This window comes from Paraburkholderia lebeckiae (assembly GCF_050436225.1).
Lineage (GTDB): Bacteria > Pseudomonadota > Gammaproteobacteria > Burkholderiales > Burkholderiaceae > Paraburkholderia > Paraburkholderia tuberum.
Map to the genome: position 1 here is coordinate 83,538 of NZ_JBNDLU010000002.1, position 25,251 is coordinate 108,788.

24 protein-coding genes are annotated in these 25,251 nt (G+C 66.4%); 17 read left to right on the top strand and 7 right to left on the bottom strand.

Features of this window, described 5'->3' with window-relative positions; all coding sequences use genetic code 11:
• The first annotated feature begins 206 nt into the window (after window positions 1–206).
• From OKW45_RS15135 to pyrF, 14 genes are all read left to right on the top strand, one after another.
• Window positions 207–2,345 (top strand): ribonuclease catalytic domain-containing protein, encoded by a 2,139-nt coding sequence (locus tag OKW45_RS15135; protein WP_429469546.1) that lies wholly within the window; start codon window positions 207–209, stop codon window positions 2,343–2,345.
• Window positions 2,342–3,205, top strand: coding sequence for a shikimate dehydrogenase (aroE, locus tag OKW45_RS15140; RefSeq protein ID WP_429469549.1), 864 nt, complete (start codon window positions 2,342–2,344; stop codon window positions 3,203–3,205). The genes OKW45_RS15135 and aroE overlap by 4 nt, the downstream gene beginning before the upstream one ends.
• Window positions 3,206–3,230: 25 nt before the next feature.
• Window positions 3,231–3,965: a monofunctional biosynthetic peptidoglycan transglycosylase gene (mtgA, locus tag OKW45_RS15145; protein ID WP_429469552.1), complete on the top strand. Its 735-nt coding sequence runs from the start codon at window positions 3,231–3,233 to the stop codon at window positions 3,963–3,965.
• 363 nt (window positions 3,966–4,328) lie between these two features.
• Window positions 4,329–5,357, top strand: coding sequence for an IclR family transcriptional regulator (locus OKW45_RS15150; RefSeq protein WP_018421837.1), 1,029 nt, complete (start codon window positions 4,329–4,331; stop codon window positions 5,355–5,357).
• Window positions 5,354–6,454 (top strand): 2-dehydro-3-deoxygalactonokinase, encoded by a 1,101-nt coding sequence (locus OKW45_RS15155; RefSeq protein ID WP_429469555.1) that lies wholly within the window; start codon window positions 5,354–5,356, stop codon window positions 6,452–6,454. Before OKW45_RS15150 ends, OKW45_RS15155 begins: the two co-directional genes overlap by 4 nt.
• 45 nt (window positions 6,455–6,499) lie before the next feature.
• A complete protein-coding gene (locus OKW45_RS15160) occupies window positions 6,500–7,180 on the top strand; it encodes a 2-dehydro-3-deoxy-6-phosphogalactonate aldolase (RefSeq protein ID WP_018421835.1) in 681 nt (226 codons plus the stop codon).
• Window positions 7,177–7,959, top strand: a complete 783-nt coding sequence (locus OKW45_RS15165; RefSeq protein WP_429469557.1) for an SDR family oxidoreductase — start codon at window positions 7,177–7,179, stop codon at window positions 7,957–7,959. The genes OKW45_RS15160 and OKW45_RS15165 overlap by 4 nt, the downstream gene beginning before the upstream one ends.
• A 120-nt stretch (window positions 7,960–8,079) precedes the next feature.
• A complete protein-coding gene (locus OKW45_RS15170) occupies window positions 8,080–9,078 on the top strand; it encodes an arabinose ABC transporter substrate-binding protein (RefSeq protein ID WP_018421833.1) in 999 nt (332 codons plus the stop codon).
• 207 nt (window positions 9,079–9,285) lie between these two features.
• Window positions 9,286–10,842, top strand: coding sequence for an L-arabinose ABC transporter ATP-binding protein AraG (gene araG / locus OKW45_RS15175; RefSeq protein ID WP_018421832.1), 1,557 nt, complete (start codon window positions 9,286–9,288; stop codon window positions 10,840–10,842).
• Between the two features lie 54 nt (window positions 10,843–10,896).
• Window positions 10,897–11,913, top strand: a complete 1,017-nt coding sequence (gene araH / locus OKW45_RS15180; protein ID WP_429469560.1) for an L-arabinose ABC transporter permease AraH — start codon at window positions 10,897–10,899, stop codon at window positions 11,911–11,913.
• Window positions 11,914–11,964: 51 nt separating this feature from the next.
• Window positions 11,965–12,765: an SDR family NAD(P)-dependent oxidoreductase gene (locus OKW45_RS15185; protein WP_018421830.1), complete on the top strand. Its 801-nt coding sequence runs from the start codon at window positions 11,965–11,967 to the stop codon at window positions 12,763–12,765.
• Window positions 12,762–13,703, top strand: coding sequence for an SMP-30/gluconolactonase/LRE family protein (locus OKW45_RS15190; protein ID WP_429469563.1), 942 nt, complete (start codon window positions 12,762–12,764; stop codon window positions 13,701–13,703). Before OKW45_RS15185 ends, OKW45_RS15190 begins: the two co-directional genes overlap by 4 nt.
• A gap of 220 nt (window positions 13,704–13,923) precedes the next feature.
• A complete protein-coding gene (locus tag OKW45_RS15195) occupies window positions 13,924–14,985 on the top strand; it encodes an aldose 1-epimerase (RefSeq protein WP_429469566.1) in 1,062 nt (353 codons plus the stop codon).
• A 168-nt stretch (window positions 14,986–15,153) separates the two neighbouring features.
• Complete coding sequence (pyrF, locus tag OKW45_RS15200) at window positions 15,154–15,969, top strand: orotidine-5'-phosphate decarboxylase (protein WP_429469569.1); 816 nt, start codon at window positions 15,154–15,156, stop codon at window positions 15,967–15,969.
• 66 nt (window positions 15,970–16,035) lie between these two features.
• Here the strand turns inward: pyrF and OKW45_RS15205 are convergent, their stop codons facing one another.
• From OKW45_RS15205 to thiL, 4 genes are all read right to left on the bottom strand, one after another.
• Entirely contained in the window at window positions 16,036–16,566 is a 531-nt protein-coding gene (locus OKW45_RS15205) for a cupin domain-containing protein (RefSeq protein WP_429469572.1), read from the bottom strand.
• 32 nt (window positions 16,567–16,598) lie between these two features.
• On the bottom strand, window positions 16,599–17,099 hold the full coding sequence (locus OKW45_RS15210; protein ID WP_429469575.1) for a CinA family protein: 501 nt from the start codon (window positions 17,097–17,099) through the stop codon (window positions 16,599–16,601).
• 108 nt (window positions 17,100–17,207) lie between these two features.
• On the bottom strand, window positions 17,208–17,783 hold the full coding sequence (locus OKW45_RS15215) for a phosphatidylglycerophosphatase A family protein (RefSeq protein WP_429469578.1): 576 nt from the start codon (window positions 17,781–17,783) through the stop codon (window positions 17,208–17,210).
• Window positions 17,773–18,774 carry a thiamine-phosphate kinase gene (thiL, locus tag OKW45_RS15220; protein WP_429469581.1) on the bottom strand — a complete coding sequence of 334 codons (1,002 nt, stop codon included), beginning with the start codon at window positions 18,772–18,774 and terminating at the stop codon, window positions 17,773–17,775. Before thiL ends, OKW45_RS15215 begins: the two co-directional genes overlap by 11 nt.
• Before the next feature lie 179 nt (window positions 18,775–18,953).
• Here thiL and OKW45_RS15225 point away from each other — a divergent pair, with 179 nt between their 5' ends.
• The 3 genes from OKW45_RS15225 (at window position 18,954) to OKW45_RS15235 (ending at window position 22,704) form a co-directional block, all read left to right on the top strand.
• Window positions 18,954–21,293, top strand: a complete 2,340-nt coding sequence (locus OKW45_RS15225) for an NADP-dependent malic enzyme (protein ID WP_018421821.1) — start codon at window positions 18,954–18,956, stop codon at window positions 21,291–21,293.
• Between the two features lie 420 nt (window positions 21,294–21,713).
• Window positions 21,714–22,127, top strand: a complete 414-nt coding sequence (locus OKW45_RS15230; protein ID WP_018421820.1) for a ribonuclease — start codon at window positions 21,714–21,716, stop codon at window positions 22,125–22,127.
• 16 nt (window positions 22,128–22,143) lie between these two features.
• Window positions 22,144–22,704: a barstar family protein gene (locus OKW45_RS15235; protein ID WP_035471162.1), complete on the top strand. Its 561-nt coding sequence runs from the start codon at window positions 22,144–22,146 to the stop codon at window positions 22,702–22,704.
• 129 nt (window positions 22,705–22,833) lie between these two features.
• Here the strand turns inward: OKW45_RS15235 and OKW45_RS15240 are convergent, their stop codons facing one another.
• The 3 genes from OKW45_RS15240 to speE all read right to left on the bottom strand — a co-directional run bounded on the left by OKW45_RS15240 (window position 22,834) and on the right by speE (window position 25,014).
• Window positions 22,834–23,574, bottom strand: a complete 741-nt coding sequence (locus OKW45_RS15240) for a 16S rRNA (uracil(1498)-N(3))-methyltransferase (RefSeq protein WP_429469584.1) — start codon at window positions 23,572–23,574, stop codon at window positions 22,834–22,836.
• Between the two features lie 19 nt (window positions 23,575–23,593).
• Entirely contained in the window at window positions 23,594–24,007 is a 414-nt protein-coding gene (locus OKW45_RS15245) for a VOC family protein (protein ID WP_018421817.1), read from the bottom strand.
• A 104-nt stretch (window positions 24,008–24,111) separates the two neighbouring features.
• A complete protein-coding gene (speE, locus tag OKW45_RS15250; protein WP_429469587.1) occupies window positions 24,112–25,014 on the bottom strand; it encodes a polyamine aminopropyltransferase in 903 nt (300 codons plus the stop codon).
• Window positions 25,015–25,251 lie beyond the last annotated feature (237 nt).

The window sequence follows — 25,251 nt, forward strand, 5'->3', positions numbered from 1 at the left end:
AGGGCGGCGGCACTGAACCTTGCCAGGACGTCAATTCGAAAGACACACCGACCGCCACCGCTGGTCGCAAGATTCAACCCGCTGGCACGCGCAGTGCGCGCCGCGGATTCACTATCACGAACAGGTTGCCGTGCCGCGCATGCAGTGATCGATCGCCACAGGGCGTCGGGCGCGACGGCAGACGCAAGTCAGAACGAGAGTATTGAGTGAACGTTTTCTTCGAGGAATCGGGCAATTTCAAGGCCGGCAGCGTGCTGTCGCGCCAGGGCGATGCGTTTCAGGTCGAGTTGCCGGGCGGGCGACGCGCGAAGGTGCGCGCGAAGGATGTGCTGATCGAGTTCGAGAAGCCCACCGCGGCCGAACTGATGCAGCAGGCCGACGCGTTGGCGCAAGAGATCGATCTGGACTTCCTGTGGGAATGCGCGCCGGACGATGAATTCCCGTTCGCGACACTGGGCGCCGAGTACTTCGGCGCGAGCTTTGGCGCAATCGAGCGCGCGGCGCTGGTGCTGCGCATGCACGGCTCGCCGGTATACTTCCGCCGCAAGGGCCGCGGCATGTACCAGCGCGCGCCGCAGGAGCAACTGAAGATGGCGCTCGCGGGCCTCGAGCGCAAGCGTCAGCAGGCGCTCGTGCAGGCGCAGTACGAGGAAGAGCTGAAGGCAGGCCGTCTGCCTGAAGCGTTCGCGGGCGGCAAGGGGCTCGCGCTCTTGACGAAGCCCGACAAGAACACGATCGAGTACAAGGCGCTCGAAGGCGCCGCGGCCGCGCGCGGCATCTCGCAGGCGCGGCTGATGCTCGAATGCGGCGCGATCGCATCGCCTCGCGCGCTGCACGAAGCGAAGTTCCTGTCCGAGTTCTTCCCGCACGGCACCGGCTTCCCGTCCGTCGCGGCCGCGAACGTGCCCGACGATCTGCCGCAGGCGGACGTCGAAGCGTTCTCGATCGACGACATCACCACGACCGAAATCGACGACGCGTTCTCGGTCGAGCATCTGGCCGACGGCCGTGTGCGCATCGGCGTGCACATCGCCGCGCCGGCGCTCGGCATCCAGCGTGGCGACGACGTCGATGCGATTGCGCGCGCGCGTTTGTCGACGGTCTACATGCCCGGCGACAAGATCACGATGCTGCCCGACAGCGTCGTCGACACCTTCACGCTTGCCGAGGGTGGGTATCGGCCGGCGCTGTCGCTGTACGTGATCGTCAATCGCGAGACGCAGGAGATCGTCGCGAGCGAAACGCGAGCCGAGCGCGTGTTCGTGAAGAACAATCTGCGCCACAACACGCTCGACGAAATCGTCACCGAGGAGGCGCTCGCCGAGGGCACCGGCGAGTATCCGCACAAGGACGATATCGCCGTGCTGTGGCCGTTCGCGCAAGCGCTGTTCGAAAAGCGCCAGACCGCGCGCGCCGGCTACGGCCTGCGCCGCGAAGTGCAGCGCAATACCGACTTCAATTTCTACGTCGACGGCGAGCACATCACGATTACGCCGCGCCGGCGCGGCTCGCCGCTCGACACGATCGTCGCCGAGCTGGCGATTCTCGCGAACTCGTCGTGGGGCGGGTTCCTGCACGATCACGGCGTGCCGGGCATCTATCGCACGCAGCGCGCGTTCGGCGCGCCGAGCGGCCCGAAGCGCACGCGCATGCAGACCAACGCCGCGCCGCACGAAGGTCTCGGCGTCACGCAGTACGCGTGGAGCACGTCGCCGCTGCGCCGCTACGTCGACCTCGTGAACCAGTGGCAGCTGATCGCGTGCGTGCAGCATGGCGTGACCGCCAAGCTCGCCGCGCCGTTCAAGCCGAAGGACGCCGATCTGTTCGCGGTCGTGCAAGGCTTCGACGACACCTACACCGCGTACGCCGACTATCAGCGCCGCATGGAGTACTTCTGGTGTCTGCGCTGGCTCACCCAGGAAAACCGCAAGCAGGTGGTCGCATCGGTCGTGAAGGGCGATCTCGTGCGTCTCGAGGAAATTCCGTTGCTGCTACACGTGCCGGGCCTCGGCGTGCATGCGCGCGGCACGCGTTTGCAGATGGAAGTCATGTCGATCGATGAACTGACGATCGAAGCGTCGGTGCGTCTGTTGCACGTGCTCGATGCGCCGACCGTGACGAGCGGCGCCGAAGCCGAAGAAGGCGAGTACGAGGGCGACGAAGAGCTGCTCGACGCATCGGACGACAGCGCCGCAAGCGAAGCGGAGGCCGAGGCGGAAGCCGAAGCCGACGGCGGCAATCCCAACGACAACCCCGGCGCCGACGAATCCGCGGCGACCGGCGACGGCAGCGATGCCCCGAACACCGCCGACAAGGACCAGCACATCACGGAGCCGGGACGATGAGCGGCAACCCGACGCGCGACCGCTACGCGGTCATCGGCAACCCGATCGGGCATAGCAAGTCGCCGTTCATCCACGGCCGCTTCGCCGCGCAAACCGGCGAGCCGGTCGAGTACGGTCATCTGCTCGCGCCGGTCGATGCGTTCGTGCCGCACGTGCGCGCGTTCATCGAAGCGGGCGGACGCGGCCTGAACGTGACGGTGCCGTTCAAGCTCGACGCGCATGCATTCGCGAACACGCTGTCGCCGCGCGCGGCGGCAGCCGGCGCGGTGAACACGCTGCGGGTCGACGCCGACGGCATCTACGGCGACAACACTGATGGCGTCGGGCTCGTGCGCGACATCGAGGTGAATCTCGGCGTGTCGCTGAAGGGCGCGCGCATCCTGCTGCTCGGCGCGGGCGGGGCCGCGCGCGGTGTCGTGCTGCCGATGCTCGAGCGCGCACCGCATACGCTGACGATCGTCAATCGCACGGCGCAGAAGGCCGAAGCGCTGGTCGACCAGTTCGCGCAGGCTGCAAGCGACGCGCACTGCCGTCTGACCGGCGGCAGCGCCCGCGCGATCGAAGCGGGCCAGTACGACGTGATCGTCAACGCGACCGCGGGCAGCCTCGATGCATCGCTACCCGAGTGCGACGATCGCGCATTCGGCAACGGCATGCTCGCCTACGACATGATGTACGGCGCGCATCCGACCATCTTCATGCAGCACGCGGCGAAACTCGGCGCGCGCGGCGCCGACGGACTCGGCATGCTGGTCGAGCAGGCCGCCGAATCGTTCTATGTGTGGCGCGGCGTGCGTCCGGACAGTGCGCCGGTGCTCGCCGAATTGCGCGCGCTGCTGACGGCGCCGTCGCCCGCGTAATGTCGGCGCGCGGATAGCACGCACTATGACAGCGACGCGGCGCGCCAGCGGTTCGCGCGGTCAGCCCGGCCCGCTGCGCTGGCTCGCCTGGTTGACCGCGGTCGTGGCCATCGCCTGGATCGCGACGCAGGCGTACTACTTCGCGCAGATCGCAATCTGGAACGTCGTCAATCCGCGCTCGACCGCGTTCATGCGCTCGGATGCATGGCGTCTGTCGCAGGACCGGCCGGATCTGTCGGTGCAGCGAACATGGGTGCCGTACGATCAGATTTCGCGCAACCTGAAGCGCGCGATCATCGCGTCCGAAGACGCGAACTTCGTCAACAACAAAGGCTACGAAACCGACGCGATCCTGCAGGCGTGGGAGCGCAACAAGGCGCAAGGCCGGATCGTGCGCGGCGGCTCGACGATCTCGCAGCAGCTTGCGCGCAACCTGTTTCTGTCGCGCGAGAAAAGCTATATCCGCAAGGGCCAGGAGCTGATCATCACGTGGATGCTCGAAACGCTGATGGACAAGCAGCGCATCTTCGAGATCTATCTGAACTCGGTCGAATGGGGCAACGGCGTGTACGGCGCCGAGGCGGCCGCGCAATACTACTTCAAGACCTCGGCGAGTAAGCTCACGGCCGCGCAGTCCGCGCGGCTCGCGGTGATGCTGCCGCGCCCCAGGTATTTCGATGAACACAGGAATTCGGCGTATCTCACGCAACGCGCGCGCGTGATTGCGCGGCGGATGGGCGCGGCTGAGTTGCCGGATTGAAAGAGCCCTCGATCCCGTTGTCCTGCTTCGAAGCCCGCCTCGCGCGGGCTTTTTTGCGTCAACAGACCGCGACCGCGACAGTTCGCTAAACACTCGATCGTCCACTAAAATCTCACTATATGGACTCAACATTCACATATTGGTGATTCTCAAAAGTCGCCCTACAATCCAAGCCAACATGCATCGCGAGTCGGCGCCCCAGCGCGCCAAAACAGCGAACAGCGACAGAAAAAAACCGGAGACGAGACCGATCATGTCTGGTAGCCAACCACAGCAGCCGCGCGAGCGCGGCGCCGCACGCATTCCCGCCCTGTTCTCCGGCCCCGCGCGCTAAGCGCAGAAACCATCCGAAAGCGAATCGCCATGAACAAAGCGATGCCCACTCACGCCGCGAGCGCCGCCGAGGCCGCGCAGGGGTCGAACGGCGGACCGAACAGCGCGTCGAATCCCGCGCCCAATTCGGCGCCGCGCGAGGCTTCAGCCGTCACCGCCAATGTCGCCGCCAGTGCGTCCGCTACCGCGAGGGCGTCGCGCCCCGTGGCGCGCGCGGCGACCGTCGACGGACTCGGGCTGCCGGTCACGCTGCTGGAAATCACGCCGCAGCAGGCCGGCACGCAGACACTGTTGCGCGGCCTGGCGATTCTCGAAGCGGCCGCGGCCGGCGTGCGCGACCTGCGCAGCTTCGGCGCCGCACTCGGCACGACCCGCAGCACCACGCACCGGCTCGTCAGCAGCCTCGTGCAGGCGCGCTATCTGCGCCAGGTGCAGGGCGGCTATCTGCTCGGGCCGAAGCTGATCGAGCTCGGCACGATCGCGCTCGAACAGATGCCGCTGACGGCCGTCGCGCGTCCGCACCTCGAGTCGCTGGCCGAGCAGACGCTCGACACGATCCACCTCGGCGTGCGCGACGGCGACGACGTGCTGTACATCGACAAGATCCCCGGCACGCGCGGCCTCGAAATGCGCTCGCGCGTCGGTCATCGGATGCCACTCGCGTCGACCGGCATCGGCAAGGCGATGATGCTCGACCTCGCGCCGGACGCATGGCAGTCGCTGTTCGACGCGTCGCGCCGCGCGCTCGCGGGCGTCAGCTTCAAGCCCGACAACCGCCCCGACGCGCCGACCTTCCTGCAGCGCATGACGAACTACGCGGCCGGCGGCTACACGTTCGATCTCGAAGAGAACGAAGCGGCGATCCGTTGCGTCGCGGCGCCGGTGCGCGATGCGTCGGGCGCGATCGTCGCGGCGTTGTCGGTGGCGAGCACGATTCCCTATATGTCGCTCGAACGGATGGACGAGCTGATTCCGGTCGTGCAGCGCGAGGCGCGCGCGATATCGGAAGAACTCGGTTGGCGCGCACCGCAACCCGCCACGCGCAGGATCAAGCGATGAAACAAGCGGGCACCGCCACGCTGGCGGATCACCGGGCGGCCGCCGCGCCCGACACAGGCGTGAAGCCGGACGCGACCGCCGCCGTCGATTTCACGTACGCCGCGTTGATCGCGCTCGACTGGGGCACGACGTCGCTACGCGCCTATCTGTTCGACGCGCACGGTCGCGTGCTGGCGACGCGCGCATCGACGGCCGGCATCATGAATCTGCCGCGTAGCGCGGCCGAGGGCGGTTTCGACGCCGCGTTCGACGACGCCTGCGGCGCATGGCTCGACCATGCGCGCGACGTGCCGGTGATCGCGGCGGGGATGGTCGGCAGCGCGCAGGGCTGGCTCGAAGCGCCGTACGTCGAGACACCCGCGAACGCCGATGCGCTGGTGGCCGGTATCGTCCGCGTGCAGACCGCGCGCGGCGCGACGCTGCATATCGTGCCGGGCGTGCTGCAACGCGGCGAGCTGCCGAACGTGATGCGCGGCGAGGAGACGCAGATTTTCGGCGCGCTCAGCGCGGACGCGGACGGCGCGCACGACGCGAACCCGGGCGACAGCAACGCCCGCTCGCTGATCGGTCTGCCCGGCACGCACGCGAAATGGGCGGTCGTGCAGGCGGAGCGCATCGAGCGCTTTCATACGTTCATGACCGGCGAGGTGTTCGCCGCGCTGCGCGAGCACACCATTCTCGGCCGCACGATGATCACGCCCGATCGCCCGGATACCGAAGCATTTCTGCGCGGCGTGAACATCGCGCGCGAGAAGGGCCAGGCAGGCGTGCTCGCGACCGTGTTCAGCACGCGCACGCTCGGCTTGACCGGCGCGCTGTCGAGCGAGGCACAGCCCGACTATCTGTCGGGTCTGCTGATCGGGCACGAACTCGCCGGCCTCGAAGCGGTACTCGCGCAGCAAGACAGCTCGCTCGCGCAGCAGAGTCTGCGGCTGATCGGCAACGACGCGCTGTGCGAGCGCTACCGCCTCGCGCTCGCGCAATTCGGCTGTCTGCGCGCGGAGCCGGTCAGGCATGCAACCGAACGCGGCCTGTGGCACGTCGCCGTCGAAGCGGGGCTCGTCCGGCCGTCCGCCCAGGCGGTGCGCGCAGGCTGACCGGCCGCAGCGCCCTTTACGACGCCCACGAAACAAGGAACCGACATGCAACCACACCTCAATCTGCCCGCACCGTACATGCCGCACGCGGGTCTGATCGCCGCGTTCGAAGCCTGTCCGCTGATCGCGATCCTGCGCGGCGTCACGCCCGCCGACGCGGCCGATCACGGTCAGGCCCTGTACGAAGCCGGTTTTCGCATCGTCGAGGTACCGCTCAATTCGCCGCAGCCGTTCGACAGCATCTCGGCGATCCGCAAGGTGCTGCCGGCCGACGCGATCGTCGGCGCGGGCACGGTGCTGCATCCGCTGTTCGTGGACGACGTGAAGGCCGCAGGCGGCGAACTCATCGTGATGCCGCACAGCGATCCGGAAGTCGTGATCGCCGCGAAGGCGCGGGGCCTCGCCTGCGCGCCCGGCGTCGCGACGCCGACCGAGGCATTCATCGCGCTGAAGAACGGCGCGGACGTGCTGAAGATGTTCCCCGCCGAGCAGCTCGGCTGCCAGGTCGTCAAGGCATGGCGCGCGGTGATCGCGGCGCAGGTGCCGCTCGTGCCGGTCGGCGGCGTCACGCCGGACAACATGGGGCCGTTCCTGAGCGCCGGCGCGAACGGTTTCGGCCTCGGCTCGGCGCTGTACAAGCCGGGCCAGAGCGCGGCGGTGACCGCGTCGCATGCGAAGGCGTTCATCAACGGTCTGCGGATCGCCCGCGCGGGCGTGAAGAAATGAACCGGCTCGCCGGCAAAGCCGCTCTCGTGACCGGCGCTGGGCGTGGCATCGGCGCGGCGATCGCGCTGGCGTTCGCGCGCGAGGGCGCGGCGGTCGTGCTGGCGGAACTCGACCTCGACCTGGCGCAGCGTACGGCCGCGCAGATCGAGGCAGACGTTGGCGCCGGCGCGCGCGTGCTCGCGGTGCAGACCGACGTGACGCAACCCGCGTCGGTGCAGCACGCGGTCAGCGAAGGCGAACGCGCGTTCGGCGCGCTCGACATCCTCGTCAACAACGCGGGCATCAACGTGTTCTGCGATCCGCTGACGATGACCGACGCCGACTGGCGGCGCTGCTTCGCAGTCGATCTCGACGGCGTGTGGAACGGCTGTCGCGCGGTGCTGCCGGGCATGGTCGAGCGTGGCGCGGGCAGCATCGTGAACATCGCGTCGACGCACGCGTTCAAGATCATTCCGGGCTGCTTTCCGTACCCGGTCGCCAAGCACGGCGTGATTGGCCTGACGCGCGCGCTCGGCATCGAGTACGCGCCGCGCAACGTGCGCGTGAACGCGATCGCGCCGGGCTACATCGAGACGCAGCTGACGCAAGACTGGTGGAACGAGCAGTCCGATCCGGCCGCCGCGAAGCAGGCGACACTCGATCTGCAGCCGATGAAGCGCATCGGGCGCCCGGAGGAGGTGGCGATGACCGCGGTGTTCCTCGCGTCGGACGAGGCGCCGTTCATCAACGCGAGCTGCATTACCGTCGATGGCGGACGCTCGGCGCTGTATCACGACTGAATTCGCATCGCGAACAGATGCACAGAACACCGGACGACGCGCTGGCCGCGTGTGTCAGACCGGTACAAGAAGACGCGGCCAATTACCTTCTCGTTATCAATTAGTCAGGAGACACGCATTATGAAACGCAGAATTTTCCTCACGCTGGCAGCGGCGGCGGCGGGTGTGCTCTTCAACGCACCGGTCGTACAGGCCGCCGATTCGGTCAAGATCGGCTTCCTCGTGAAGCAGCCGGAAGAACCGTGGTTCCAGGACGAATGGAAGTTCGCCGAGATGGCCGCCAAGCAGAAGGGCTTCACGCTCGTGAAGATCGGCGCGCCGTCGGGCGAGAAGGTGATGAGCGCGATCGATAACCTCGCCGCGCAGAAGGCACAGGGCTTCGTGATCTGCACACCCGACGTCAAGCTCGGGCCGGGCATCGTCGCCAAGGCGAAGGCCGACGGCCTGAAGATGATGACGGTCGACGACCGCCTCGTCGACGGCGCGGGCAAGCCGATCGAAGCGGTGCCGCACATGGGCATCTCGGCGTATAACATCGGCAAGCAGGTCGGCGACGGTATCGCGGCTGAAATCAAGAAACGCGGCTGGGACATGAAGGACGTCGGCGCGATCGACGTGACCTACGAGCAGTTGCCGACCGCGCATGACCGCACCACGGGCGCCACCGACGCGCTGGTCGCCGCGGGCTTCCCGAAAGCGAACATCGTCACCGCGCCGCAGGCGAAGACCGACACGGAAAACGCGTTCAACGCCGCCAACATCGCGCTGACGAAGAACCCGCAGTTCAAGCACTGGGTCGCTTACGCGCTGAACGACGAAGGCGTGCTCGGCGCGGTGCGCGCGGCCGAAGGCCGCGGCTTCAAGGCCGACAACATGATCGGCATCGGCATCGGCGGTTCGGAGTCCGCGATGAACGAGTTCAAGAAGCCGCAGCCGACGGGCTTCTTCGGCACAGTGATCATCAGCCCGAAGCGCCACGGCGAGGAAACCTCGGAACTGATGTACACGTGGATCACGCAGGGCAAGGAACCGCCGCTGCTGACGCTGACGACCGGCATGCTGGCGACGCGCGACAACGTCGGCGAAGTGCGCGAGAAGATGGGCCTCGCGTCGAAGTAGTCGCAAGACTTGCGGTGGTATGAAGTACACCGCCGGCGCGTCGCTTTCCCTGCATATCGCAGCAGACGGCGCGCCGGCGGCGAGAGAAGATCTGCGGTAGACAGACGGACCGCGCGCGATACGCGTACGGTCAACATGACGCAGCAATATCTTGCATGGGACCGGAGTAAGCGCTAAAGCGCTAACTCCGGTCGACAAGGAGGCGAAGTGTCAGCGACGCTACGTTTTGACAATATCGGCAAGGTTTTTCCAGGCGTGCGTGCGCTCGACGGTGTGTCCTTCGACGTCAACGTCGGCCAGGTGCACGGCCTGATGGGCGAAAACGGCGCGGGAAAATCGACGCTGCTGAAAATTCTCGGCGGCGAGTATCAGCCCGATTCGGGCCGCATGATGATCGACGGCAACGAGGTGCGCTTTCCGAGCGCGGCCGCGTCGATCGGTGCCGGCATCGCGGTGATTCACCAGGAACTGCAGTACGTACCCGACCTCACGGTCGCGGAAAATCTGCTGCTCGGTCAGCTGCCCAATGCGCTCGGCTGGGTCAACAAGCGCGAGGCGAAGCGCTTCGTGCGCGAACGCCTCGAAGCGATGGGCGTCGCGCTCGATCCGAACGCGAAGCTGCGCAAGCTGTCGATCGCGCAGCGGCAGATGGTCGAAATCTGCAAGGCGCTGATGCGCAACGCGCGCGTGATCGCGCTCGACGAGCCGACCAGCTCGCTGTCGCACCGCGAGACCGAGGTGCTGTTCAAGCTGGTGCGCGATTTGCGCGCCGACAACCGCGCGATGATTTACATCTCGCATCGGATGGACGAGATCTACGAGCTGTGCGACGCGTGCACGATCTTCCGCGACGGCCGCAAGGTCGCGTCGCATCCCACGCTAGAAGGCGTGTCGCGCGACACGATCGTCAGCGAGATGGTCGGGCGCGAAATTTCGGACATCTATAGCTATTCGGCGCGGCCGCTCGGCGAAGTGCGTTTCGCGGCGAAGGCGATCGAAGGTCATCCGCTCGCGCAGCCGGCGAGCTTCGAGGTGCGGCGCGGCGAGATCGTCGGCTTCTTCGGACTCGTCGGCGCGGGCCGCAGCGAGCTGATGCATCTGGTGTATGGCGCCGAGCATCGCAAGGGCGGTGAACTCGTGCTCGACGGCAAGCCGATCAAGGTGCGCAGCGCGGGCGAGGCCATTAAACACGGCATCGTGCTGTGCCCCGAGGATCGCAAGGAAGAGGGCATCGTCGCGATGGCGAGTGTCGCGGAGAACATCAACATCAGCTGCCGCCGTCATTATTTGCGCGCGGGCGTGTTTCTCGATCGCAAGAAGGAGGCGCAGACGGCGGACCGTTTCATCAAGCTGCTGAAGATCAAGACGCCGCATCGGCGGCAGAAGATCCGCTTCCTGTCGGGCGGCAATCAGCAGAAGGCGATTCTGTCGCGCTGGCTCGCCGAGCCCGATCTGAAAGTCGTGATTCTCGACGAACCGACTCGCGGCATCGACGTCGGCGCGAAGCACGAGATCTACAACGTCATCTATCAGCTCGCGGAGCGCGGCTGCGCGATCGTGATGATTTCGTCGGAATTGCCCGAAGTGCTCGGCGTTTCCGACCGGATTGTCGTGATGCGCCAGGGCCGCATTTCCGGCGAGCTGGCGCGCAAGGACGCGACCGAGCAGTCGGTGTTGAGCCTCGCGCTGCCGCAAAGCTCGACCGCTCTGCCTGAAAACGCGAACGCCAACGCCGCCAACCAGAGCGCGTCGCGCGCGGCCTGAACCTTATCCGGACGCGAGTCCGCAACCCGTGGGGAACGGGGAGGAGTATTGAACATGCAAGCAAGAGAAAACCTCGCGCAGCAGGCCGCCAAGAGCGCGGCCGACGCGCTGATTCCGCAGACGGGCGACAAGGCCAAGTGGTGGCAGCAGATCACGGAGTACAGCCTGATCGTGATCTTCATCGTGATGTTCGCCACGATGTCGCTGACCGTCGATCATTTCTTCTCGATCGAGAACATGCTCGGCCTCGCGCTGTCGATCTCGCAGATCGGCATGGTCGCGTGCACGATGATGTTCTGTCTCGCGTCGCGCGACTTCGACCTGTCGGTCGGCTCGACCGTCGCGTTCGCCGGCGTGCTGTGCGCGATGGTGCTCAACGCGACCAACAGCACGGTCATCGCCATCGTCGCGGCGGTCGCGGCGGGCGCGGTGATCGGCTTCGTCAACGGCGCGGTGATCGCTTATCTGCGCATCAACGCGCTGATCACGACGCTCGCGACGATGGAAATCGTCCGTGGCCTCGGCTTCATCGTGTCGCATGGGCAGGCGGTCGGCGTGTCGTCGGATACGTTCATCGCGCTCGGCGGCCTGACGTTCTTCGGCGTGTCGCTGCCGATCTGGGTCACGCTGATCTGCTTCATCGTGTTCGGCGTGATGCTTAACCAGACCGTGTACGGCCGCAATACGCTGGCGATCGGCGGTAATCCTGAAGCGTCGCGGCTCGCCGGTATCAATGTGGAGCGCACGCGCGTCTTCATCTTCCTGATTCAGGGCGCGGTCACCGCGCTCGCCGGCGTGATTCTCGCGTCGCGTATCACGTCGGGTCAGCCGAACGCCGCCGAAGGCTTCGAGCTGAACGTGATCTCCGCGTGCGTGCTCGGCGGCGTGTCGCTGCTGGGCGGCCGCGCGACGATCTCCGGCGTCGTGATCGGCGTGCTGATCATGGGTACGGTCGAGAACGTGATGAACCTGCTGAACATCGACGCGTTCTATCAGTACCTGGTGCGCGGCGCGATCCTGCTCGCGGCCGTGTTGCTCGACCAGTTGAAGAACCGCGGCTCGCGCGATTGAGTCGCTTTCACCCCATCCCAAGCACATCCAAGCTCATAAAGGAATCGAACGATGTCGTCTCCGGCCAATGCAAACGCCAGCCTCGCTGACACCGCGTACGCGCGCTATCCGAGCCTCGTCGACCGTACGGTGCTGATCACGGGCGGCGCGACCGGCATCGGCGCATCGTTCGTCGAGCACTTCGCGGCGCAGGGCGCGCGCGTCGCGTTCTTCGATATCGACGCGAGCGCGGGCGAAGCGCTCGCCGACCAGCTCGGCGATTCGAAGCACAAGCCGCTGTTTCTGGCCTGCGATCTGACCGACGTCGACGCGCTGCAAAAAGCGATCGCCGACGTGAAGGCCGCGCTGGGTCCGATCCAGGTGCTCATCAACAACGCTGCGAACGACAAGCGCCATCAGATCGGCGACGTGACGCGCGAGTCGTTCGACGCGGGCATCGCCGTGAACATCCGCCATCAGTTCTTCGCGGCGCAGGCCGTGATGGAGGACATGAAGGCCGCGCGTAGCGGCTCGATCATCAACCTCGGCTCGATCAGTTGGATGCTGAAGAACGGCGGCTATCCGGTGTACGTGATGTCGAAGTCGGCGGTGCAGGGGTTGACGCGCGGACTCGCGCGCGACCTCGGCCACTTCAATATCCGCGTCAACACGCTGGTGCCGGGCTGGGTGATGACCGAGAAGCAGTTGCGCCTGTGGCTCGACGACAACGGCCGCCGCCAGATCAAGGAAGGCCAGTGCATCGACGCCGAGCTGATGCCGGCCGACCTCGCGCGCATGGCGCTGTTCCTCGCCGCCGACGACAGCCGCATGATCACCGCGCAGGACATCGTCGTCGACGGAGGCTGGGCGTGAGCGTCAGCCCGCGCGTGCAGCGGGCCACGCTGCTGCTCGATGCGCAGTGCGAGCTCGGCGAAAGCGCGACCTGGTGCGCGAGGAGCGGCCGCTTCTACTGGACCGACATCGAAGGCGCGCGGCTGTGGCGCTACGATCCGGCCGACGGCCGCAGCGATTCGTTCGACATGCCGGAGCGGCTCGCCACTTTCGCGCTGTGCGAAAACCCGCGCTACGTGCTGCTCGGGCTCGCATCGCACCTCGCGTTTTTCGATCTGCAGACAGGCAGCACACAGCGCATCGTCGACGTCGAGCCCGGTATGAATACACGCGTCAACGACGGCCGCTGCGATCGGCAAGGGCGCTTCGTGTTCGGCACCAAGGACGAAAGCGGGCAACGGCAGACGGTCGCCGGCTTTTACCGGTTGAATCACGATCTGTCGCTCGAACGTTTACCGTTGCCAGCGCCGGCGATTTCGAACAGCATCGCATTCAGTCCCGACGGCGCGACGATGTACTACTGCGATTCGCCGACGCGTGAGATCCGCGCGTGCGACTATCGCGCGGACGGCGGCATCGCGAACGATCGCCTGTTCACTCGCCTGACCGATGCGAACGGCATCCCCGACGGCTCGACCGTCGACAGCGACGGCGGCCTGTGGAATGCGCAATGGGGCGGCGCGCGCGTGGTGCGTTACGGTCCCGATGGCGTGGAAACCGAGCGCATCGACGTGCCGACCACGCAGCCGAGCTGCGTCGCGATCGGCGGTGCCGCGCTCGGCCAGGCCACGGGCAGCGCTAAGGGCGAGACGGCGCTCGACACGCTGTACATCACGAGCGCCTACGCCGAGCTCGATGCGACGGCGCGCGCGGCCGATACGCTCGCGGGTGACCTGTTCGTCGCGACGCTCGCGCGGCGCGGTGTTGCGGAGCCGCTGTTCCAGGGCGCGCCTATCTAGCGCAGAATGACGCAGCCCCGGCCGCACGCCGGGGCCGCGATCCTGAAGGTGAAGCAGAAGTCGATGTGGCAGTTTCGGTCCGCGAGCAATACGCCCGCGACCGGCCGGCAACGAATCGGCAGCACGCAGTTCGGACTCGAGGCGAATTGGTCACAAAAAGTCGCCCGCAACTCCCGTCAACCCTGACGGCAACGTCCCCCGCCTCTCGATGGAGCCAGATATGACTGTTGCGAATCTCGTTTCAGCCTCATCCCCAACCTCTCAAACGCGACGCTCGCGACTCGCGGCGGCGGCCAATCCCGTGCTGGCGGGCCCGAGCACGTCGGCGGTGGCGCTCGGCGAAGGCAGCGCCGGCGATGTCGCGTGCATTACGCTCGCCAACTCGCAATTGCGTCTCGATGTCGCGCCGACGCTCGGCGGCGGCGTGACCCGCTTCGACTGGCGCGACGACGGCGCGCTGACGCCGATCTTCCGGCGCTGCAGTCACGTCGGTGTCGATACGCAACCGAACCAGCTGGCCTGCTATCCGCTCTTGCCGTACTCGAACCGCATCGGCGGCGGCCATTTCAGCGTGGCCGGGCGGCGCGTCGAGGTACCGCGCAACCGCGCCGACGAGCCGCTGCCGATTCACGGCGACGGCTGGCTCGCGCAATGGCAGGTGCTCGACGCGGGCCGCGAGCACGTGCGTCTCGCGCTCGACCGCAGCGACGGCAAGCCGTACGCGTTCCGCGCGACACAAACCTACACGCTGGACGGCCCGACGCTGGTCGTCTCGCTCGAGATCGAAAACGCTGGCCGCGAGACGCTGCCGTTCGGGCTCGGCGTGCATCCGTTCTTCGTGCGCGACGCGGACACCGAGCTGTCGGCGGCGGCCGGCGGCCTGTGGCTCTCGGGCGACGACTGGCTGCCGGTGCGCCACGTGCCGGCGCCCCCCGCGTGGCAGTTCGGCGTCGCGTATCCGCTGCCGGAGACGATCGTCAATCACGCGTTCACCGGCTGGAGCGGTCAGGCGGCAGTGGTATGGCCGAAGCGCCGTCTGTCGCTGAACATCGCCGCCGACACCGACTATTACGTGCTGTACACGCCGCCCGGCGAAGACTTCTTCTGCTTCGAACCGGTCGATCATCCGATCAATGCGATGAACCTGGCGGGCGGCGCGAGCGAAAACGGCATGACGCTGCTCAAGCGCGGCGAGCAGTTGACGCGCACGTTCCGCTTCACGGTCGAGCGGACTGGACTGCGCTCGATGCCGGGCGGGCGTGGCGCGAGGCGCAGGCCGTAGCCGCAGCCGCAGCCGCAGCCGCCGGGCCGGCGAACGTCCGAACGTGCGCCTGGCGCTGCTATCGCCAATGAGGCGCGGGCCGCGCGGTAATCGCCATCGACGGATGGCGATCGTGGGACAGGTAAAATATGCGCCTCCTCCGATTACCGGCTCGCCGCGAGACTCACCATGTCCAATTTCATCCAGACACTCAACGACGCCTGGCAGCGCACGAACTCGCTGCTGTGCGTTGGCCTCGATCCCGAGCCCAGCAAGTTTCCCGGCGCGCTCGTGGGCTGCGCCGACGCGATCTTCGAGTTCTGCCGCACGATCGTCGATGCAACCGCGCCGTACGCGTCGTCGTTCAAGCCGCAGATCGCCTACTTCGCCGCGCATCGCGCCGAAGAGCAGCTCGAGCAGTTGATCGCCCACATTCACGCGAACCATCCGGGCCTGCCGGTGATTCTCGACGCCAAGCGCGGCGATATCGGCAGCACGGCCGAGCAATACGCACGCGAGGCCTTCGAGCGCTACCAGGCCGACGCGGTGACGGTCAATCCGTACATGGGTTTCGATTCGATCGAGCCGTATCTCGAGCACGCAGGCAAGGGAGTGATCGTGCTGTGTCGCACGTCGAACGCGGGGGGCTCGGATCTGCAGTTTCTCGAGACAAGCGGGCGGCCGTTATACCAGGTCGTCGCGCAACTGGCCGCGCAGAAGTGGAATGCGAGTGGCCAGCTCGGGCTCGTGGTCGGCGCGACGTTTCCGAAGGAAATCGAAGTGGTGCGGGGGATCGTCGGCGACATGCCGCTGCTGATTCCGGGTATCGGCGCGCAAGGCGGTGACGTGCAGGCCACCGTGAGCGCTGGCCGAACCGCGAACGGCACCGGCATGCTGATCAACTCTTCGCGCGCGATCATCTACGCGGGCAAGGGCGACGATTTCGCACCGGCGGCCGCGCAGGCCGCGAAGGACACGCGCGACCGGATCAACGCGTTTCGTTGAACCGGCGGGCGACCCCGCGGCGGGCGATCCCGCGGCGGGCGATCCCGCAACGGCCGGCACGGCGCGTCAGCGCGCCGGTGCGAGCCGCCCGATCAACCCCGCATGCCGCGGATGCCGCGCCTTCAGCGCGTCCACCTCCGCGAGTTCGAACTCGCTGAATTCGAAACCCGGCGCGACCGTGCAGCCGACCAGTGCGAACGAATTCGGATCGGCGCACTCGGCCGCGAACCACAAGCCGGCCGGCACGACGGCTTGACAGACCGTATCGGGATGCGTGAGCGGATTGCCGAGCCGGTGCGTGACGAGCGCACCGCCGGCATCGCTTTCATCGAGCACGTGGACCAGCAGCGGCTCGCCGGCATAGAAATGCCAGACTTCATCGGAACGGATCCGATGCCACGCCGAATGCGCGCCGTCGCACAGCAAGTAATGGATCGCAGTCGACGCCGCAAGGGTGTTCCCAACCCCGTTCGGTTCGCCGGCGCGCAGCACACGCGCGGCCGAGCGGTAGGTCTCCGCGAAAAAGCCGCCTTCAGGATGGGGCTTCAGATCGAAGCGGCGGATCAGTTCGTCTGCGATCGCGCGCGAATCCAGCATTGTCCGCCTCCTCAGCGATAGTTAGCCGCCGCTCAATGCTCGCGTTCGTCGAGTAGCGCCAGCAGGCCGCGCAGCGCGTGCGCCACGGCCTGCACGCGGATCTGGTCGCGGTCGCCCTTGAAAATCTTCGTTTCCACCGACGTATGCAGCCGGTTGCTCCAACCGAACGACACCATGCCGACCGGCTTGGTTTCCGTGCCGCCGCCGGGGCCGGCGACGCCGGTGATCGACAGCGATACCTGCGCTCGGCTGTTGCGCAACGCGCCTTCGGCCATCGCTCGTGCGACCGGCTCGCTGACCGCGCCGTGCTTTTCGATCAGGTCGGCCGGCACACCGATCATTTCGCTCTTCGCCTGGTTCGAATACGTGACGAAGCCGCGTTCGAACCAGCCGCTGCTGCCGGAGATGTCGGTGATCGCGGTCGCGACCATGCCGCCCGTGCAGGACTCGGCGGTCACGAGCATCAGGCGCTCGTCGCGCAGACGGTTGCTCACGCGGATCGCAAGCTGGTGAACGACGGAATCGGTAGGCATGGCGTCAGTCAATCCGGAAAACGAAGCCGGCCGTGAGGCGCGGCGAACGGCAAGGGCCGGGGGTGACCAAAAGAGTCGAACGGTACTCGAACGGTGAACAGGCAGCGCTCAAACCGACATCCGCCACAGCGCAATCACGAGCAACGTAAAGAATGCGGCGATCAGGTCATCGAACATGATGCCAAAGCCACCTTTCAGCCGGCGGTCGAAGTAGCCGATCGGCGGCGGCTTCACCATGTCGAAGAAGCGGAAGATCAGGAACGCCCACACCTGGCCGGTGAGCGTGGCAGGTGTGACGATCAGCAGCACGAGCCAGAACGCGACGATTTCGTCCCACACGACCGCCGACGGATCCTCGACGCCGAGCCGCTTGGCGGTAAAGCCGCACAACGCGATGCCGCCGAGAAAGCCGACGCCGATCAGCACGCCCCATTCGATAACTGTCAGATAGCGACTCAGCACCGCGAACGAGGCCCACCCGAGCAGCGTGCCGATCGTGCCCGGTGCGACGGGCGACAGCCCGCTGCCGAAGCCGAGCGACACAAGGTGGACTGGATGCGACCGCATGAAGCGCGCGGTGGCGCGGCGCGGCTGAGCAGGCTTCGGCGCGCGCGGTCCAGGCGCCTGGGGCGGCTTACCGCCGAGGAAGTCGTCGGCGGGGCCGAGCGGGGGGTCATTCTGCATGAAAGTGATCGAAACCTTGCAACGTCAGAGTGAGCGGCGCGCCGCTGGCGTTGCGCCACGCGATGGCCGGGCGGTCGGTGGTCGCCTCCAGTGCGCTTATTGTACCGATGCGGGTGACCGGCACAGCGGCCTTCTGCGCGGCGGCCTCGACCGCGGCGCGCGCGGCGGTGGGCGCGGTGAAGCACAGCTCGTAGTCGTCGCCGCCGGCGAGCGTGCAGCGCTGCTGGACGTCAGGCGGCAGGCGGCGTAGCGCGGCCGAGCGCGGCACCGCATCGACGTCGACGCTCGCGCCCACCGACGAGCGTTCGAGGATGTGCCGCAGATCGCCGGCGAGTCCGTCCGACAGGTCGAGCGCCGCGTGTGCGATGCCGCGCAGCGCGAGGCCGAGCGCGATGCGCGGCTCGGGGCGTTCGAGCGCCAGGCGGAACGTCGCGGCGTCATTCGGGGCGGCGGACCATTCGCCGCGCTGCGCGCCGAGGCCGGCGCGCGCGTCGCCGAGAGTGCCGGAGATCCAGATGTCATCGCCGGGTTGCGCGGCATCGCGGCGCAAGGCTGTTCGTGGCGGCACGCTGCCGAATACCGTAATGCACAGATTGAGCGGCCCGCTCGTCGTATCGCCGCCGATCAGCTCGCAACCGTAGCGCTCGGCGAGCGCGAACAGGCCTTCGCTGAAACCGGAAAGCCAGGCTTCGTCGGCTTTCGGCAGCGAGAAGGCCAGCGTGAACGCCCGTGGCTGCGCGCCCATTGCGGCGAGGTCCGACAGATTGACGGCAAGCGCCTTGTGACCGAGCGCCTCGGGATCGATATCGGCGAAGAAGTGACGGCCTTCGACCAGCATGTCCGTCGATATCGCCAGCATTTCGCCGGCAGGCGGCGCCAGCAACGCGCAATCGTCGCCGATGCCGAGCGTGCCGCCTTCGGCATGGGAGGGCCGCACGGCGGCGGCGCGGCAGGCAAAGAAACGGTCGATCAGCGAAAACTCGGAAAGCATGATGGCGGACGATGAGCGGAGAACGGATTGGAGAAATAGCGCGGATCAGGCCGATTGAGCGTGATGCCCCGTTGCAAGCGCCGGACCATCCGGACAACGGGCAACGCGCGCTTTCACGCTGTTTCAGTCGCGGCTGTTGTACCCGTATTGAAGGAATTGCGTAGGCGATTGGGGCTACAATGCCGTCGAACGTCTATTCTAATCTGCCCTCCGAAGCCCGCCTTATGTCGAATCCCGTCAATACCAAACTCCGCGAAGCAGCTCTCGATTACCACGAGTTCCCGACTCCCGGCAAAATCGCGATCGCCCCGACCAAACAGATGATCAACCAGCGCGACCTCGCGCTGGCGTATTCGCCTGGCGTCGCGTTCGCGTGCGAGGAAATCGTCGAGAACCCGCTGAACGCCGCGCGCTTCACCGCGCGCAGCAACCTCGTTGGCGTCGTCACGAACGGCACCGCGGTGCTGGGCCTCGGCAACATCGGGCCGCTCGCGTCGAAGCCGGTCATGGAAGGCAAGGCCGTCCTGTTCAAGAAGTTCGCCGGCATCGACGTGTTCGATATCGAGATCAACGAGACCGATCCGCACAAGCTGGTCGAGGTGATCGCCGCGCTAGAACCGACCTTCGGCGGCATCAACCTCGAAGACATCAAGGCGCCGGACTGCTTCATCGTCGAACGCGAATGCCGCAAGCGCATGAAGATTCCGGTCTTCCACGACGACCAGCACGGCACCGCGATCGTCGTCGCGGCGGCGGTCACCAACGGCCTGAAGGTCGTCGGCAAGGACATCAAGGAAGTCAAGCTGGTCTCGTCGGGCGCGGGCGCGGCGGCGCTCGCGTGTCTGGACCTGCTGGTCGACATCGGCCTGCCGCTCGAAAACATCACCGTGACCGACCTCGCGGGCGTCGTGTACAAGGGCCGTACCGAACTGATGGACCCGGACAAGGAGCGTTTCGCGCGTGAAACCGGCGCGCGCTCGCTTGCCGAGGTGATCGAAGGCGCGGACGTGTTCCTCGGGCTGTCGGCTGGCGGCGTGCTCAAGCAGGACATGGTCAAGCAGATGGCCGCCAGGCCGCTGATCCTCGCGCTTGCGAACCCGACGCCGGAAATCCTGCCGGAACTCGCGCTCGAAGTGCGCCCGGACGCTGTGCTGTGCACGGGCCGCACCGACTACCCGAACCAGGTCAACAACGTGCTCGTGTTCCCGTTCCTGTTCCGCGGCGCGCTCGACGCCGGTGCGACGACGGTCACGCGCGAAATGGAAATCGCCGCCGTCAACGCGATCGCCGAGCTGGCGCGCCAGGAGCAGAGCGACATCGTCGCGACCGCGTACGGCATCCAGGATCTATCGTTCGGACCGGAATACCTGATTCCGAAACCCTTCGATCCGCGTCTGATCGTGAAGGTCGCGCCCGCGGTGGCGAAGGCCGCGATGGAATGCGGCGTCGCCGAGCGTCCGATCGAGGACATGGACGCGTACGCGCAGCATCTGCAGCAGTTCGTTTATCACAGCGGCACGACGATGAAGCCGATCTTCCAGCTCGCACGCAGCGTCGAGCCGGAGAAGAAGCGCATCGTGTTCGCGGAAGGCGAAGAAGAGCGTGTGCTGCGCGCGATGCAGATCATCGTCGACGAAAAGCTCGCGAAGCCGATCCTGATCGGCCGGCCGGCCGTGATCGAGCAGCGGATCGCGCGTTATGGCCTGCGGCTCGTCGCAGGGCAGGACTACACGGTCGTCAACACCGATCATGACGAACGTTACCGCGAGTTCTGGCAGGAATACGCGAAGATGATGTCGCGCAAGGGCATCACCACTCAAATGGCCAAGCTCGAGATGCGCCGCCGCACCACGCTGATTGGCTCGATGATGGTCAAGAAGGGCGAGGCGGACGGCATGATCTGCGGCACGGTCAGCACCACGCACCGCCACCTGCACTTCATCGATCAGGTGATCGGCAAGAAGCCCGGCGCGAAGGTCTATGCGGCGATGAACGCGCTGGTGCTGCCGAATCGGCAGATTTTCCTCGTCGATACGCACGTGAACGTCGATCCGACACCGGCCGAGCTGGCTGAAATCACGATCATGGCAGCCGAGGAAGTGCGCCGTTTCGGCATCGAGCCGAAGGTTGCACTCGTGTCGCACTCGAACTTCGGTTCGAGCAACGCGCCGACGGCGCAGAAAATGCGCGATACCCTCGAGATCCTGCGCGAACGCGCGCCGGGGCTGCAAGTCGACGGCGAAATGCACGGCGACGTCGCGCTCGACGCCAACCTGCGCCGTGAGGTATTGCCCGATTCGACGCTCGAAGGCGACGCGAACCTGCTGGTGCTGCCGAACATCGACGCGGCCAATATCTCGTACAACCTGCTGAAGACGGCGGCCGGCAACAACATTGCGATTGGCCCAATTCTGCTCGGCGCGGCCAAGCCGGTGCACGTGCTGACGCCGTCGGCGACGGTGCGCCGGATCGTCAACATGGCGGCGCTGCTGGTCGCGGACGTCAGCGCAACCCGCTAACTGCGCATCGTGATCGGGCCGAAACAGGCCCGGCGCCGGTTTTCCCACCGGCGCACCTGAAAAAAAGGCGTGCCCGCAATGGGCACGCCCTCAGGGCAAGCGGGGGATCGCCACCCCGAAAAATGGCAATGGCACAGCCTTTCGGCTGAGTGGTTTCAGGCTCTAACAACCGCAATCGAGCGCCTCGGCCAGCGGCCGCTTGCACCGCCTGCGCTGCGTTCGATCACGGTTGAGCTCAGTTTAGCCCGATCGAGCTAAACATTCTGTCAAAAGTCGTCAAAGTCCCCGCCACCGGCTTTTCCGCGGGGGTGAGGCGGGGTGCCATCGGCCGTCGAACGTTGATTCCAAAGGCTATTAGCGATACCCTTACGACTTTCATGGTCGTCAAACTCGTGATCTGACAGCGGGGAAACCTGATACATGGCACGCAACTGGTTGCGCTTGAAAGGCGTGCTGATCGGTGCCGCCGCGCTCTGCGCGTTGTCCAGTTCCGCGCCCGAAGCGCTGGCGCGAGATTACTCGGCGCCAGCTGGGGCGGAAGCGCAGGTGGGCACCATCGCGCTGGCGCAATTGCCGCGCGAGGCGGTCGATACGTTGAACCTCATTGCCGCCGGCGGGCCTTACCCGTATCAGAAGGACGGCATCGTATTCGGCAACTACGAACGGGTGCTGCCCGCCCATCGGCGCGGCTATTACCACGAATACACCGTCCCCACGCCTCACGCGCGTAACCGCGGGGCGCGCCGCATCGTCTGCGGAGGTCCGCTACAGCGAACCGACCATTGTTATTACTCGGACGACCATTACACCAGTTTTAACCATATTGTTGAATGACATTGGGATGAACGGCATGAGCGACAACATCTACGCGCACAATTCCGGAGTCGCGACGGATCTTTTCGCGGCCGGCGACGGCAATTTGTTCCAACGCGTCATGAAGATGCGCGCCGACGAGCAGGGTCGCGACAATCAAAGCGAGGCTGGCACGGTGGTTTCATCGAACGAGGAGCCCATGAGCCTGTTCAGGACGGTGCGGCCGAACATCGTGCAGTCGATCCGCGCGTTCCGCGTGCAGGATCTCGCCGACGAGGCCAACCGGCTCGGCCAGCACTTTCTGTATGCGTACTGCGCGAACGCCGCCTCGAAGCAGGAAGTGCTCGAGACGATCGCGACGTCGTTCCTGTTTCCCAAGCATTTCGGCAAGAACTACGACGCGCTCTATGACTGCCTGACCGACCTCGTGCAAAAGGCCGGCGCGCAGCCCGGCTTCGTGATCGTGCTCGAACACCTGCCGATCGCGCAGAAATTCGACAAGGAAGGGCGCGAGACGCTGCTCGACGTGTTCCGTGAAGCGGCCGAATTCTGGGCCGAGCGCAAGGTCGCGTTCCGGGTGTTCTACTCGTTCGCTTGAGGTTCGCCGGATTTTCGCCTGTTCAGGCGTAGCTGCTTGAGTCTGACAGTGAACGTCGCGGTATAAACGGCAAAGGCCCGCTAATTGGCGGGCCTTTGCTTTTGTCGCGCTGCTTGGGCAAGCTCCCGCTCACCAGCCGCCCCAGCGCGCCGCGAGCCCCGCCAACACTGCGATTCCGGCGGTCTCGGTGCGCAGCACACGCGGTCCCAAGCCAATCGCGGTAAAGCCCTGTTCGACGGCGGCGGCTTCCTCGTCGGCGGAAAGGCCGCCTTCGGGGCCGATCAGCAGCGTAACGCCACCAGGCGGCGGCGCGTCAGGCAGCGCCGCAAAGCCGATGCTCGAGCGCGGCGATAACAGCAGGCGCAGCTCGTCAGGCGCCGGCTCGCGCGACAGCGTACCGAGCCACGCGCCAATCTCGCACACCGGCATCACGTCCGGAAGCCGATTACGTCCGCACTGTTCGCACGACGCCCGCACCACACCCTGCCAGTGCTGCTGCCGCCGCTGCGCGCGCTCGCCGGTAAGCCGCACGACGCTGCGCGCGGTCCCGAGGGGCACGAAGCCCGAGGCGCCGAGTTCGACCGCCTTCTCGATCAGCCAGTCCATCTTGTCGCCGCCGGCGATGCCTTGGGCGAGCGTCAGCCGATACGGCGGCTCGACCTCGATCGCGCGAAATTCGCCGATTTTCACGCGAGCCGCACGACGCTCGACCTCGACGAGTTCGGCGCCGTATTCGCCGCCCTGGCCGTTGAACAACGCCAGGGAATCGCCTGGCTGCAGACGCAGCACGGCCACGTGGCGCACGACGTCGTCCGGCAGTGCGACCACGTCGTCGGCGTAAAGCGGCATATCAACAAAAAAACGGGGCATCGACGGGAGACTCTTGAATTCAGGAAAGGTGGCGGGCGAGTGCCCAGCGATAGCCGTCGATATCCTCGACCTGCGCGAAGCGGTCGCCCCAGAACTGGTCCTGTGGCTCGCTCAGCGACTTCGCGCCGGCCGCGAGCGCGCGGGCATACACGGCGTCGACGTCCTCGACATAGACATAGAACGATTGGGGCGCGATTGTGCCTGCGCTTTTCGGCGTCTTCGCGGTCGAGCCGAACGCGCCTTCAGGCGCGAACATCACGATCAGCTGGTCTTGATAGGTCATCTCGACGTGCATGACGACGCCGTCGTCCTGCACGCTGTCGCGCACGTCGAAACCGAACGCCGCCGAGAAAAACGCCGTCGACGCGCGCGCGTCGCGCACCGTCAGATAGGGGGTCAGCCAGGGCACACCGGCGGGGCGGGGGGCGGTCATGGAGTTCTCCGGATCTCGTGGGGCCGCGAGGTCACGCTTGCGGGTTTCGGTCGGGCGCGGCACGCCGGCATCCCACGAACCGATTCGCGCAAGGTGTCCGCGCTTCAAAAGGACGACTTCGTCAACGGGCTCAGTTTATCGCGCGCCGATCGCGCCGCCGAGAATAGCCCCGCGTGCAGGGCTGGTTCGTAATGCCGCAGCGAATCGATGCCGCGCGCGGCGAGACGCTCGGCGAGCGTCTCGGCGGTGAGCGCGGCGGGGTCGAGCGTGTCGCTGGCGATCGCCATCAGCCATAGCGAGCCGTAGAGCGGCACGAAGGTGCCCAGCGTGCGCACCTGTGCGAACGCGGCGTGCAGATCGCCGAGCAGCGCGGCGATGCGCGGCGCGTGGTGGTACGGCGAGCCGAGATGGAGCGACAACAACGCATCAGCGCGCAGCACGCGCTTCAACTGCGCGTAGAAGGTCGGCGTGTACAGACCGGCCGCGGGCGAATCGGGTGGCGTCAGGTCGAATACGACGAGGTCGAACTGCGCGGCCGCGACATTCGTTGCACCCTGCGTCGCGCGGGCCGCCGCCGCGACGTAGTCCGCCGCATCGCCGATCACCAGTTCGACGCGCGGGTCGTCGAACGCACTGCCATGCACCTGCGGCAAATGTTCGTGCGTCAGCCGCACGACCTCAGGATCGAGCTCCGCGACGACGATCCGCTCGATGCCCGGATGCCTGAGCAATTGCCTCGCGGCCCCGCCATCGCCGCCGCCGAGCACCAGCGCCGCGCGCGGCGCCGGATGCGCGAGCGCGGCCGGATGCACCATGCATTCGTGGTAGATGAACTCGTCGCCAGCGGACGTCATCGGACGGCCGTCGAGCGTGAACAGCGCGCCGAGTTGCGGCGTGTCCCAGATCTCGATCGTCTGATAACGGGATTCGACACGCTCGACGAGGCGCGCGTGAGGAAAGCCGTAGACGGCGTCGGGACAAGGTTGGAACAATAGCGGGGCGTTCACGGCGGACGGGCTCGATCGGTAGTGTGGGCACACTGCTCGAATTGTAAATGCCGCCGCGTGGCCGTGTGCGTTGAACCACGCGGCCAGGCGGCTTTCCGGCCAGGTAGGGATTAGCCTTCTGCTAGAATGTGACGCTTTCAGCCTTGTCCGCTTGCTCTGCCCGTTTCGCGTCTCCTGGCGCCGCATCGTGCGTCGTAGCGAACTGTCCGCCGAGCTTCCGGGCCTCAAGCGCGCCCC